Origin of the sequence: Rhizobium sophoriradicis, from assembly GCF_003939025.1 — a bacterium.
GTDB classification, from domain to species: Bacteria; Pseudomonadota; Alphaproteobacteria; order Rhizobiales; family Rhizobiaceae; genus Rhizobium; species Rhizobium sophoriradicis.
Map to the genome: position 1 here is coordinate 23870 of NZ_RQIH01000026.1, position 12442 is coordinate 36311.

Annotated in this window: 14 protein-coding genes and 1 pseudogene; 13 read left to right on the forward strand and 2 right to left on the reverse strand. The window is 60.9% G+C overall.

The genetic code is table 11. The features are described from left to right. The first annotated feature begins 64 nt into the window (after positions 1-64). From EFR00_RS30620 to gyrB, 5 genes are all read left to right on the forward strand, one after another. Positions 65-769: a Tim44/TimA family putative adaptor protein gene (locus tag EFR00_RS30620; protein WP_077992756.1), complete on the forward strand. Its 705-nt coding sequence runs from the start codon at positions 65-67 to the stop codon at positions 767-769. After that, positions 762-1883 carry a murein transglycosylase A gene (gene mltA / locus EFR00_RS30625; protein WP_077992758.1) on the forward strand — a complete coding sequence of 374 codons (1122 nt, stop codon included), beginning with the start codon at positions 762-764 and terminating at the stop codon, positions 1881-1883. Before EFR00_RS30620 ends, mltA begins: the two co-directional genes overlap by 8 nt. Continuing rightward, positions 1883-2452, forward strand: a complete 570-nt coding sequence (locus EFR00_RS30630) for a Smr/MutS family protein (protein WP_077992761.1) — start codon at positions 1883-1885, stop codon at positions 2450-2452. The genes mltA and EFR00_RS30630 overlap by 1 nt, the downstream gene beginning before the upstream one ends. Then, positions 2449-2826, forward strand: coding sequence for a helix-turn-helix domain-containing protein (locus EFR00_RS30635; protein WP_038685869.1), 378 nt, complete (start codon positions 2449-2451; stop codon positions 2824-2826). The genes EFR00_RS30630 and EFR00_RS30635 overlap by 4 nt, the downstream gene beginning before the upstream one ends. A 134-nt stretch (positions 2827-2960) precedes the next feature. Further along, positions 2961-5396, forward strand: a complete 2436-nt coding sequence (gyrB, locus tag EFR00_RS30640; RefSeq protein ID WP_038685872.1) for a DNA topoisomerase (ATP-hydrolyzing) subunit B — start codon at positions 2961-2963, stop codon at positions 5394-5396. A 68-nt stretch (positions 5397-5464) separates the two neighbouring features. Here the strand turns inward: gyrB and EFR00_RS30645 are convergent, their stop codons facing one another. Then, a complete protein-coding gene (locus EFR00_RS30645; protein ID WP_077992763.1) occupies positions 5465-6064 on the reverse strand; it encodes a nitroreductase family protein in 600 nt (199 codons plus the stop codon). Positions 6065-6106: 42 nt separating this feature from the next. After that, the gene (locus EFR00_RS30650; RefSeq protein WP_077992766.1) at positions 6107-6391 is read right to left on the reverse strand and encodes a DUF2218 domain-containing protein; all 285 of its coding nucleotides are present in this window, start codon (positions 6389-6391) and stop codon (positions 6107-6109) included. A 78-nt stretch (positions 6392-6469) separates the two neighbouring features. On the opposite strand from EFR00_RS30650, the pseudogene EFR00_RS33770 reads away from it, so the two are divergent. From EFR00_RS33770 to trpB, 8 genes and pseudogenes are all read left to right on the forward strand, one after another. After that, positions 6470-6605, forward strand: a pseudogene (locus EFR00_RS33770) (glutathione S-transferase family protein); the annotation flags it as partial. Between the two features lie 94 nt (positions 6606-6699). Beyond that, entirely contained in the window at positions 6700-7542 is an 843-nt protein-coding gene (locus tag EFR00_RS30660; RefSeq protein ID WP_077992768.1) for a fumarylacetoacetate hydrolase family protein, read from the forward strand. A gap of 203 nt (positions 7543-7745) precedes the next feature. Then, a complete protein-coding gene (locus EFR00_RS30665) occupies positions 7746-9023 on the forward strand; it encodes a polyhydroxyalkanoate depolymerase (RefSeq protein WP_077992770.1) in 1278 nt (425 codons plus the stop codon). 142 nt (positions 9024-9165) lie between these two features. After that, on the forward strand, positions 9166-9603 hold the full coding sequence (locus EFR00_RS30670) for a DUF2852 domain-containing protein (RefSeq protein ID WP_077992772.1): 438 nt from the start codon (positions 9166-9168) through the stop codon (positions 9601-9603). A gap of 4 nt (positions 9604-9607) precedes the next feature. Then, on the forward strand, positions 9608-9781 hold the full coding sequence (locus EFR00_RS33210; protein WP_164519006.1) for a hypothetical protein: 174 nt from the start codon (positions 9608-9610) through the stop codon (positions 9779-9781). Beyond that, positions 9714-10472, forward strand: coding sequence for a M48 family metallopeptidase (locus EFR00_RS30675; RefSeq protein WP_077992774.1), 759 nt, complete (start codon positions 9714-9716; stop codon positions 10470-10472). Before EFR00_RS33210 ends, EFR00_RS30675 begins: the two co-directional genes overlap by 68 nt. Positions 10473-10547: 75 nt before the next feature. After that, a complete protein-coding gene (locus EFR00_RS30680; RefSeq protein ID WP_009994168.1) occupies positions 10548-11216 on the forward strand; it encodes a phosphoribosylanthranilate isomerase in 669 nt (222 codons plus the stop codon). 2 nt (positions 11217-11218) lie between these two features. Beyond that, positions 11219-12439 (forward strand): tryptophan synthase subunit beta, encoded by a 1221-nt coding sequence (gene trpB / locus EFR00_RS30685; protein WP_039617057.1) that lies wholly within the window; start codon positions 11219-11221, stop codon positions 12437-12439. The last annotated feature ends 3 nt before the right edge of the window (positions 12440-12442 follow it).

Sequence of the window (12442 nt, forward strand, 5' to 3'; positions counted from 1 at the left end):
CATCTGTATAGGCGGACTATATGGGAGTACAAATCAGAGATGTTAACGGCGGTTGCGATACGATATGAGTTCGAACGACTTCATCACATTATTCTTCCTGGTGGCGGCGGTGCTGATTTTCTTTCAGCTCCGCTCCGTGCTCGGCCGCCGCACGGGAAACGAGAAGCCGCCGCGCGATCTCTATACGCCCCGGGACGCGGCGCCTGCTGAAGCTGCCGATGCCGGCAAGGTCGTGACGCTGCCGCGGCGCGATGCGACGGGGGAGGACGAGGATCGCTTCGCCGCCATCGATGCCGTTGCCGCACCGGGAACGCCGCTCAACGAATCGCTGCGCGCCCTGAATAAGGCCGACCCTTCCTTCAATCCGAAGGAATTTCTGAACGGCGCCCGCATGGCCTACGAAATGATCGTCATGGCCTATGCCGACGGCGACCGGAAAACGCTGAAGAACCTGCTGTCCCGTGAAGTCTATGACGGTTTCGATGCGGCGATCGGCGAGCGAGAAAGCCGCGGCGAGAAGGTGAAGTCCACCTTCGTCGGCATCGACAAGGCCGACATCACCCATGCCGAGACGAAGGGCAGCGAAGCGCAGATCACCGTGCGCATCGTCAGCCAGCTGATATCGGCCACTTACGACAAGGCGGATGCTCTGATCGAAGGCGATGCCGAGAACGTCGCCGAGGTCAATGACCTATGGACCTTCGCCCGCGATACCCGCTCGCGCGACCCGAACTGGAAACTTGTGGCGACCGAATCGGAACATGAGTGACCACGCATCGGACTTCGTCCTGCAGGCCATAAGCTTCGACACTTTGGAAGGCTGGAAGGATGATGATCCCTCCGGCCTTTTTGAAGTCATGCGATGCTGTCGGCGGCAGATCACCGAGGTCAAACCCTACCGCGCCGGCTCGCTCGGCCTGAGTTCGGAAGACTTGCTTCCGCTTCTGATCGCCGCTGAAGATTTCACGCCGTCCTCTCCCGCATCGGCACGCCGCTTTTTCGAAACACACTGCCGGCCATTCCTGATCCGCCGCAAGGATGGCAATCCCGGCTTCGTCACCGCTTTTTACGAGCCCGAGATCGAGGTATCGGAAACGCCGGATGACGTTTTTCGTTTTCCCTTCTATCGCCGTCCCGACGATCTGATCGATCTCGACGACGGCAATCGCCCGGCCGAACTGGACGAGGCCTATGCGTTCGGCCGCCGCCATGATGACGGCGGGATCGGCGCCTATCCGGATCGCCGCGCGATCGACCAGGGTTTTCTTGAAGGCCGCGGCCTCGAAATCGCCTGGGCGAAGTCGAAGGTCGATGTTTTCTTCGTCCACGTGCAGGGCGCCGCCCGGCTGCGTTACAGAAATGGCCGGATCGGCCGCATCACCTACGCAGCGAAGGCCGGCCATCCCTTCTCGGCAATCGGCAAGCTGCTGATCGAGTGCGGAGAAATCGACCGAGCCGAGATTTCGATGCAGTCGATCCGCGCTTGGCTGGCGTACAATCCCGAGCGGGTGGACGAAGTGTTATGGCACAACCGCTCCTATATTTTCTTCCGGGAGGCGGCGGTCGCCGATCTTGAGGCCGGTCCGATCGCGGCCGCCAAGGTGCCGCTTCTTGCCGGCCGTTCGCTGGCCGTCGACCGGCTGATCCATACCTTCGGCTTTCCCTTTTTCATCCGCGCCGAAAGCCTCACCCATCTCGATCGAGGCCGGCCTTTCCGCCGGCTGATGTTGGCGCTCGATACCGGCTCGGCGATCGTCGGGCCGGCCCGCGGCGACATCTTCACCGGTTCGGGGGATACGGCAGGAGAACGAGCCGGCACCGTCCGCAACGACGCCGATTTCGCCATTCTCATTCCCAATGCTGCCGCCGGACGATTTGACTGATGGCTAGGGATCGCAAGCTCAGCGCCGATGAGAGGATCCTCTGGGGTAAGGTTGCCCGCCGCACCCGGCCGATGCCTGAAAAGGCGGGTGAGTTGAATGAACTCGATGCCTTTCTCGTCGAGGCCGAAGCCGTCGCCGAACAGGAGAAGGCCGGAAAGCAGGCATCCGCCGCGCCTCTGCCGCTGCAACCGGCAGCGCCTTCGGCGTCGAAACCGTCGGCCGGTGTGCACCATCCGCTGGAAAATCCGGTCAAGCGTAAGATCGCCAAGGGCCGGCTGGCGCTCGAAGCGCGGATCGACCTGCATGGGCTGGTACAGAGCGAGGCTCATGTCATCCTTCTCGATTTCCTGATCCGCGCCCATGAGCGCGGCCTGCGCCATGTCTTGGTCATCACCGGCAAAGGCAGCTCGATGGGCAGCGACGGTGCGCTGAAGCGGGCCGTGCCGCTGTGGTTCTCAAAGCCGGAATTCCGCTATTTGATCTCTTCCTATGAGCCGGCCGCACAGCATCATGGCGGCGAGGGCGCGCTCTATATCCGCCTGTCGCGGCGGCATGGGGAAAGGCCATGACCCCCTTCGGCGAGGCGGTTCGCCGGCTGAGGGCGCGCAAGGGCGTCTCGCAGAAGGAAATGGCGGAAGCGCTGAACGTCTCCCCCGCCTATCTCTCGGCGCTCGAACATGGCAAGCGCGGTCTGCCGACATTCGATCTGCTGCAGCGCATCGCCGGCTATTTCAATATCATCTGGGATGAGGCCGAGGAACTGTTCCTGCTCGCCCGTTCCTCCGACCCGCGCGTCGTCATCGACACCTCGGGCCTACCGCCGGAATATACCGTATTTGCCAACCGGCTGGCCCGGCGGATCCGCGAGCTTGACAGCGCTGAGATCGCCCGGTTATCGGCTCTTCTCGAAAATAGCGGCAAAGGCGACGGAAAAGCGTCATAATCCCCTGTTTTATGGCTTGTTCAGGGGACTTGCCATTGGGAACAGGGCTCAAAAAACCTATATACGAGAGTGAAGAAAGCCGGTGATTCGCAAGGCGCGCCGCCGCTTACGACAACAGGGAAAATCTCGACAGAATGAGCGATACATCCGCGACGGAAAACGGCGTAAGCACCGAATATGGCGCAGATTCCATCAAGGTCCTGAAGGGCCTCGATGCCGTGCGCAAACGCCCCGGCATGTATATCGGCGATACCGATGACGGCTCCGGCCTGCATCACATGGTCTATGAAGTCGTCGACAACGCCATCGACGAAGCGCTGGCCGGCCATGCCGACATCGTTACCGTCAGCCTCAATCCGGATGGTTCGGTGACGGTCACCGATAACGGCCGCGGCATCCCGACCGACATTCATTCCGGCGAAGGCGTGTCGGCGGCCGAAGTCATCATGACGCAGCTGCATGCCGGCGGCAAGTTCGACCAGAATTCCTACAAGGTCTCCGGCGGTCTGCACGGGGTCGGCGTTTCCGTCGTCAATGCGCTTTCCGTCTGGCTGAAGCTGAAGATCCGCCGCCATGGCAAGATTCATGAAATGAGCTTCACTCATGGCGTAGCCGACGCGCCGCTGAAGGTCACGGGCGAAGCGCCAGACGAGACCGGCACCGAAGTGAGCTTCATGCCGAGCAGCGAAACCTTCACTATGACGGAGTTCGACTACGGCACGCTGGAGCATCGCCTGCGCGAGCTCGCCTTCCTCAATTCCGGCGTGCGCATCCTGCTGACCGATAAGCGCCATTCCGATATTAAGCAGGAAGAATTGCGCTATGACGGCGGCCTCGAAGCTTTCGTCGCCTATCTCGACCGCGCCAAGAAGTCGCTGGTCGACAAGCCGGTCGCCATCCGCGGCGAAAAGGACGGCATCACCGTCGAAGTGGCGATGTGGTGGAACGACAGCTACCACGAGAACGTGCTCTGCTTCACCAACAACATTCCCCAGCGCGACGGCGGCACGCATATGGCCGGCTTCCGGGCGGCATTGACGCGCCAGGTCGTGTCCTATGCCGATAATTCCGGCATCACCAAAAAGGAAAAGGTGACGCTGCAGGGCGAAGATTGCCGCGAGGGCCTGACCGCGGTCCTGTCGGTCAAGGTGCCCGATCCGAAATTCTCCTCGCAGACGAAGGACAAGCTCGTGTCCTCGGAAGTCCGTCCCGTTGTCGAAAGTCTCGTCAATGAGGCGCTGAGCACCTGGTTCGAAGAGCATCCGAGTGAAGCCAAGATCCTCGTCGGCAAGGTCGTCGAGGCGGCAGCCGCACGCGAGGCAGCCCGCAAAGCCCGCGAATTGACCCGCCGCAAGGGCGCGCTCGATATCGCCTCGCTGCCTGGCAAGCTCGCCGACTGCTCCGAGCGTGATCCGGCAAAATCCGAAGTTTTCCTGGTCGAGGGCGATTCGGCCGGCGGCTCGGCCAAGCAGGGCCGTTCGCGCGAAAACCAGGCGATCCTGCCGCTGCGCGGCAAGATCCTCAACGTCGAACGTGCCCGTTTCGACAAGATGCTGTCGAGCCAGGAAATCGGCACATTGATCACGGCGCTCGGCACCGGCATCGGCAAGGACGAGTTCAATGCCGAGAAGCTGCGTTATCACAAGATCATCATCATGACGGACGCCGATGTCGACGGCGCCCATATCCGCACGCTGCTGCTCACCTTCTTCTTCCGGCAGATGCCGGAGCTGATCGAGCGCGGCCATCTCTATATCGCCCAGCCGCCGCTCTATAAGGTCGCGCGCGGCAAGTCGGTGCAGTATCTGAAGGACGAAAAGGCGCTTGAGGAATATCTGATCGGCCAGGGTCTGGAAGATGCCGCGCTGCGGCTCGGCAGCGGCGAGGTCCGCACCGGTCAGGATCTGCGCGAAGTCATTCTCGATGCGCTGCGTATGCGCGCTCTGCTCGACAACCTCCATTCGCGTTACAATCGCGCCGTTGTCGAACAGGCGGCAATTGCCGGCGCGCTCAACGCCGAACTCGTCAGTGACCAGGCAAGAGCCCAGGCATTGGTAAGCGAAGTCGCAAGCCGTCTCGATATTATCGCCGAGGAAACCGAGCGCGGCTGGCAGGGCGATCTGACCAGCGATGGCGGCCTGCGCCTCGAGCGCATGGTCCGCGGTGTTAAGGAAATCGTCGTGCTCGATATGGCGCTGATCGGCTCCTCGGACGCCCGGCACATCGATCAGCTGACGTCACGTCTCAAGGAAATCTACCAGACGCCGCCGTCGCTGCATCGGCGCGAAGGCGACATCGAGATTTCGGGGCCGCGCGCCCTGCTCGACGCGATCTTCGCCAGCGGCCGCAAGGGCCTCACCATGCAGCGCTACAAGGGGCTCGGCGAGATGAATGCCGAACAGCTCTGGGAAACGACGCTCGATCCGAACGTCCGTTCGCTGCTGCAGGTCAAGGTCGCGGACGCCACCGATGCCGATGGTCTCTTCGCGCGCCTGATGGGTGACGAGGTCGAGCCGCGGCGCGAATTCATCCAGGACAACGCGCTGAGCGTCGCAAACCTCGATATCTGATCAATATTGTCTCAGCAAAAGGCCCCGCTGTCCTCGAACCGCGGGGCCTTTTGTTTTTTCGGTTGCGCTCAGTTCGCGACGAAACGGCCGTTGAAGGCGACTTCGGAGAGCGGCTTGCGCTGGCTGGGGAATTCGCGCGTCTGGTTGCGTTCGGAGAGTACGGTCTTATCGGCCAGGCGGCCAACCGCAACACCCGCCTCGACCCTGTACCCCTGGGGGATGCCGAAGGTCTTCATGATATCTTCGTGTTTGATACCGCCCATGCCATGGGCGTAAAAACCGGAAAGGCGCGCCTGGAGCGCCAGGTGGCCCCATGCCGCGCCGGCATCGAAGGAATGCGTGTAGCTCGGCTTTTCCTCGCCGGAACCGGCAGCGCCGGTGAAGCTGCGCGACACGACGAAGATTAGCGCTGACGCATTCTTCGCCCATTCCTGATTGGCATCGACGAGCAATGCGACGAATTTCTCCCAATGCTGTGAACCTTTCAGGGCATAGATGAAGCGCCAGGGCTGCTGGTTGGAAGAAGACGGCGCCCAGTGGGCGGCGTCGAGCAGGCCGAGAAGCTGCGCCTCCTCGATGATTTCGCCGGTGAAGGCGCGCGGCGACCAGCGATCGAGAAACATCGGATCAATCGGATATTGGGATTCGCGGTTATTGCTCTTCGTCATGCTTGTTCCGGGGTTGGGAGCAGAAATTCGGGTCAGCTTCGGTCAGTCCATCCAGACGATGTCGAGTTCCTCGCGGAAGGCGAAGCGCTTCAGGTGATCGTCGATAACGTCCTGCATCCTTGCCTGCTGGGCTGGATCGGCAAGGGAAAGCACCATGGTGAGGGCCGCATCATCGGCGGTGAACGTCACTTCAGCGGTATCGCTGAACGGCACCCGGCCCTTATGGGGGTCGAAATCGACACTGAACTTGTGGCTCCAATGTTTGCAAAGCTGCTGCAGGTAGCGGCTTGCATGTTCGGTAGGCACAACGGCTTTGGAGACGTGCATCGAGAAAACTCCATCTCATCTTGAGCTGCGTTCAGAAGTCATATTTCGCAGCTTCGCTGCCTTGGCAAGCGCAGGCATCGTCGCATGCTCGATTGGCCGGGCATGCGCCGAAACTGCCAATCTCGATCATATCAAGCGCGGCTACTACTCGCTGGAAAGCCTCAAACCGACAAAAATCGTTTCCGCCGGTCATGACTTGTCTGAAATTTTCTAGAAAGCCGTACCGCTTCCCGGCAAAGCCGTAATGACACCGATGAATAATTCGTTCATAGGTGATCGCAACTTCGTTTTTGATGAGGAGGAACTCCATGAAGCTGATGCGTGTTGGCGAACCAGGTCGCGAAAAACCGGCACTTCTCGATGCCGATGGCAAAATCCGCGATCTCTCCGGTCATGTCGGCGATATCGGCGGCGAGGCAATCTCGCCGGCCGGCCTTGCAAAGATCGCGGCGATCGATCCGAAGAGCCTTCCCGAACTCGGTGCCGGCCGCATCGGCGCCTGTGTTGCCGGCACCGGCAAATTCATCTGCATCGGCCTCAACTTCTCGGACCACGCCGCCGAAACCGGCGCCACCGTGCCGCCCGAGCCGGTGATCTTCATGAAGGCGACGTCGGCCATCGTAGGGCCGAATGACACCGTCCTCATCCCGCGCGGCTCGGAAAAGACCGATTGGGAAGTCGAGCTCGGCGTCGTCATCGGCAAGACGGCGAAATATGTCAGCGAGGCCGACGCGCTCGACTACGTCGCCGGTTACTGCGTGTCGCACGACGTTTCCGAACGCGCCTTCCAGACGGAACGCGCCGGCCAGTGGACCAAGGGCAAGTCCTGCGACACTTTTGGGCCGATTGGCCCCTGGCTTGTGACCAAGGACGAGATTGCCGACCCGCAGAACCTCGGCATGTGGCTGAAGGTCAACGGCCAGACGATGCAGAACGGCTCCTCGAAGACGATGGTCTACGGTGTTGCCCATATCGTTTCCTATCTCAGCCAGTTCATGTCGCTGCATCCAGGCGACGTCATTTCGACGGGCACGCCGCCCGGTGTCGGCATGGGCATGAAGCCGCCGCGCTATCTTCGGGACGGCGATGTCGTCGAGCTCGGCATCGAAGGCCTCGGCAGCCAGAAGCAGAGCTTCGTCGCCGATCGTTAACGACACTAGTAGCGCTGAAGCTTAAGCTTTCAGTTTTATGGGGATGCCAGGGATCAACACTCTGGCATTTCCTGTGCAGGTTCGGCACGTCCATGTTGCTGTGCAACAAAAACCTGTTAATCTATGTTACGTGCCAGCGTGCGGAAAGGTTCGATGTCTATCAATCGACGTCATCTTTCCGATAGAGAAAGGCAGCGCCTTGTATGTTTTATCAGCTTTATGAATTGAATCATGCTGCCATGGCGCCGTTTCGCGCCGCGGCAGATATCATGCGTTTTGCCTATGCCAACCCGCTGAACCCGTTTGCCCAGACGCCGTTCGGCCGCACGATCGCGGCAAGCCTCGAAATGTTCGAGCGCACGACACGCCGCTACGGAAAGCCTGAATTCGACTTGAAGTGGACGACGATCGACGACCAGACGGTTTCCGTCCGTGAAGAGGTCGTCTGGTCGCGCTCCTTCTGCAATCTGCTGCATTTCGCCCGCAACGTTCCGCCCGGCCGCGCCAGCGACCCGCGCATCCTGATCGTGGCGCCGATGTCCGGTCACTATGCGACGCTGTTGCGCGGCACGGTCGAGGCGCTGCTGCCGAGCGCCGACGTCTACATCACCGACTGGATCGACGCCCGCATGGTGCCGATGACGGAGGGCACGTTCGATTTCGACGATTACGTCGATTATGTCATCGAGATGCTGCATTTCCTCGGTCCCGACACGCATGTGATCGCCGTCTGTCAGCCTTCCGTCCCGGTGCTGGTCGCAGCCGCGGTGATGGAGGAAGCCAACGATCCACTATCGCCATCCTCGATGACGCTGATGGGCGGCCCGATCGACACGCGCATCAATCCGACCGCCGTCAACAAGCTCGCCCAGGAACGGTCGCTGCAGTGGTTTTCCGATAATGTCATCATGAATGTGCCCTGGCCGCAGCCAGGCTTCCTGCGGCGTGTCTATCCGGGCTTCCTGCAGCTTTCTGGCTTCATGTCGATGAACCTCGACAGGCACGTCGTCGCCCACAAGGAATTCTTCATGCACCTCGTGAAGAACGATGGCGAACCGGAAAAACATCGCGATTTCTACGACGAATATCTCGCCGTCATGGATCTGACGGCCGAATTCTACCTGCAGACGGTCGAACAGGTCTTCATGAAGCATTCGCTGCCGAAGGGCGAATTGATGCATCGCGGCAAACGCGTCGATGCCGCAGCGATCCGCAACGTCGCGCTTCTGACGGTTGAAGGTGAGAATGACGACATCTCGGGCGTCGGCCAGACCAAGGCGGCACAGACCATCTGCGTGAACATTCCCGAAGATATGCGTATGCATTATCTCCAGCCGGATGTCGGCCACTACGGGGTTTTCAACGGCTCGCGTTTCCGCCGCGAGATCGCACCGCGCATCGTCAATTTCGTCCGCCAGCATTCGCGTGCCGCGGTCAAGCGCCCGGTGCGGCGCGTCATCAAGGGCGGCCGGACGGCGTAAATCAGGGCCAGCTGAATTAGAAAAGTGGATTCAAGACCTTGTCCGATTTCCCGGGCAATCGTCTTGAAGCCTGCTATTGCGGTAACCACATCGATTTCAGCGTTCGGCATCTTGCCGGCGCAGAACGCGAGGATACCGCACGATGAACCAGTCAGCATTGCTTCGACCGGATTGGACTCCGGCTACCATTGCCCTGATGATTCTCGGCTTCATGGTTTTCTGGCCTCTGGGTCTGGCCATGCTTGCCTATATCATCTTCGGCGAGCGTCTGCGCGGCTTCAAGCGCGACGTAAACCAGGCGACCGACGGCTTCTTTGCCTCCTGCCGCCGTTCGCATGGCCATCACCGCCCGCATTTCTCGACCGGCAACGTCGCCTTCGACGACTGGCGTAAGGCCGAGCTCGACCGGATCGAGGAAGAGCGCCGCAAGCTGGACGAAATGCGCCAGGAATTCGACGAGTATCTCCGCGAACTCCGCCGCGCCAAGGACCAGGAAGAGTTCGACCGTTTCATGCGTGACCGCAAGAATGCCAAGCGCGACGATAACGGCGGGCCGGTCGCGGAATTTCAGACGCCGTGAGTGGATGAGTGATGAAGCGATGACCGGCATCTTGACCGATGCCGGTTTTTCCATGCCCGGCTTCCCGCTGAATCGTTTAGGTTCGCCGGCGAATCGTATAGAAAACACCCATGTTTCCGCTTCTGAAGACACGGCCAAAGGTGCGAAAGCCGGCTCCGCCCGAAACGCGGACGCTTGATGTCGCCGGCCGGCTCATGCCTCTCACCATCAAGCATCATGACCAGGCGACGCGCATCACGCTGCGCATCGAGCCAGGCGGCCGCGCGTTGAAGATGACGGTGCCGAGGGGCCTTGCGGCGCGTGAGGTCAACGCCTTCCTCGATCGGCACCAGGGATGGCTGCTCACCAAACTTGCCAAGTTTTCGACCGACACCGGGCTGCGCGATGGCGGCAAGATCCTCCTGCGCGGCGTTTCCCATCGCATTGTGCATACGGGCAGCTTGCGCGGTTTGACGGAGGTGGTCTCTGTGGGCGGCGATCCGGTGTTGCGTGTCAGCGGCATGCCTGAACATGTCGGGCGGCGCATTGCGGCCTTCCTCAAGAAGGAGGCGCGCGTCGATCTCGAGAGGCTGGCGGCAGCGCATGCCGCAACCATCCGGGCGCCGATCCGCTCGATCTCGATGAAGGATACCCGAAGCCGCTGGGGCTCCTGCTCGTCGGAGGGAAATCTGAGTTTCTCCTGGCGGATCGTCATGGCGCCGCCTTCCGTGATCGACTATCTCGCCGCCCACGAGGTCGCCCATCTCAAGGAAATGAACCACGGGCCCCGCTTCTGGGCGCTTTGCAAGAAGCTTTGCCCCGGCATGGAGGAAGCGAAATCCTGGCTGAAGCGGCACGGTAGCCAGCTGCACGCCATCGATTTCGCCTGATCGAAGCTCGCCCTAAATGCAGCTTTGCATGCAAATTGGCTCGACTCTTGCCGCATTTCGTGTCACTTCGCTGCCATGAAACCGGATATCAAAATCTGTGGCTTGAAGACGCCGGAAGCTGTCGATCGCGCGCTGAAACGCGGCGCGACCCATATCGGTTTTATCTTCTTTGAAAAGAGCCCGCGCTACATCGAGCCGGACCTGGCGGCAAAACTTGCCGAACCGGCCCGCGGCAAGGCGAAGATCGTCGCCGTCGTCGTCGATGCCACAAATGACGAGCTGGATGAGATCGTCTCGCTGTTGAAGCCGGATATTCTGCAGCTCCACGGCAATGAGAGCCCCGAGCATGTGCTGACCATCAAGGCGCTCTATGGCTTGCCGGTCATGAAGGTCTTTTCGGTGCGCACGGCCGACGATCTGAAGCGGGTCGAGGCCTATGTCGGCATCGCCGACCGCTTCCTGTTCGATGCGAAAGCGCCGAAGGGTTCCGAACTGCCGGGTGGTAACGGTATTTCCTTCGACTGGAGCCTTCTCGGTTGGATCGACGAGAGCATCGACTACATGCTGTCCGGCGGACTGAACAAGAACAATGTCGCGGATGCGCTCGCGAATACCAAGGCACGTGGTATCGACGTCTCCTCGGGCGTCGAAAGCGCGCCCGGCGTGAAGAGCGTTGCAATGATCGATGAATTTTTCGATGCGGTCGAAACGGCGGATGCGCCTGTCATGGCCTCAGGGAGTTGAGAGTGAACGAGACGCCTAAACCGAATTCCTTCCGTTCCGGCCCCGATGAAGATGGCCGCTTCGGCATTTTTGGCGGTCGTTTCGTTGCCGAAACATTGATGCCGCTGATCCTCGATCTGCAGGACGAGTGGAACAAGGCGAAGACCGATCCGGTCTTTCAGGCGGAGCTGAAACATCTCGGCGCGCACTACATCGGCCGCCCCAGCCCGCTTTATTTTGCCGAGCGGCTGACGGCCGAACTCGGTGGCGCGAAGATCTATTTCAAGCGCGAGGAGCTGAACCACACCGGTTCGCACAAGATCAACAATTGCATCGGCCAGATCCTGCTCGCCAAGCGCATGGGCAAGACCCGCATCATCGCTGAAACCGGCGCCGGCCAGCACGGTGTCGCCTCCGCCACCGTTGCCGCCCGCTTCGGCCTTCCCTGCGTCGTCTATATGGGCGCCACCGACGTCGAGCGTCAGGCGCCGAACGTGTTCCGCATGAAGCTGCTCGGCGCCGAAGTCAAACCGGTGACCGCCGGCAGCGGCACGCTGAAGGACGCCATGAACGAGGCGCTCCGCGACTGGGTCACCAATGTCGAGGACACCTATTATCTGATCGGCACGGCAGCCGGTCCGCACCCCTATCCGGAGATGGTCCGTGACTTCCAGTCGGTGATCGGCGCCGAAGCAAAAGAGCAGATGCTGGCGGCCGAAGGCCGCCTTCCGGATCTCGTCATCGCGGCCGTCGGCGGCGGTTCGAACGCGATCGGCATCTTCCACCCCTTCCTCGACGATTCCTCCGTCAAGATCGTCGGTGTCGAAGCCGGCGGCAAGGGCCTGCAGGGCGATGAACATTGCGCGTCGATCACTGCCGGCACGCCCGGCGTGCTGCACGGCAATCGCACCTATCTCCTGCAGGACGGCGACGGACAGATCAAGGAAGGCCACTCGATTTCGGCCGGTCTCGATTATCCCGGCATCGGCCCGGAACATTCGTGGCTCAGCGATATCGGCCGCGTCGATTATGTGCCGATCATGGATCACGAAGCGCTCGAGGCCTTCCAGACCCTGACCCGCCTCGAAGGCATCATCCCGGCGCTCGAGGCCGCGCATGCGATTGCCGAGGTGATCAAACGTGCGCCGACGATGGGCAAGGACGAGATCATTCTGATGAACCTCTCCGGCCGCGGCGACAAGGACATCTTCACCGTCGGCAAGCTTCTGGGAATGGGACTGTAAGAC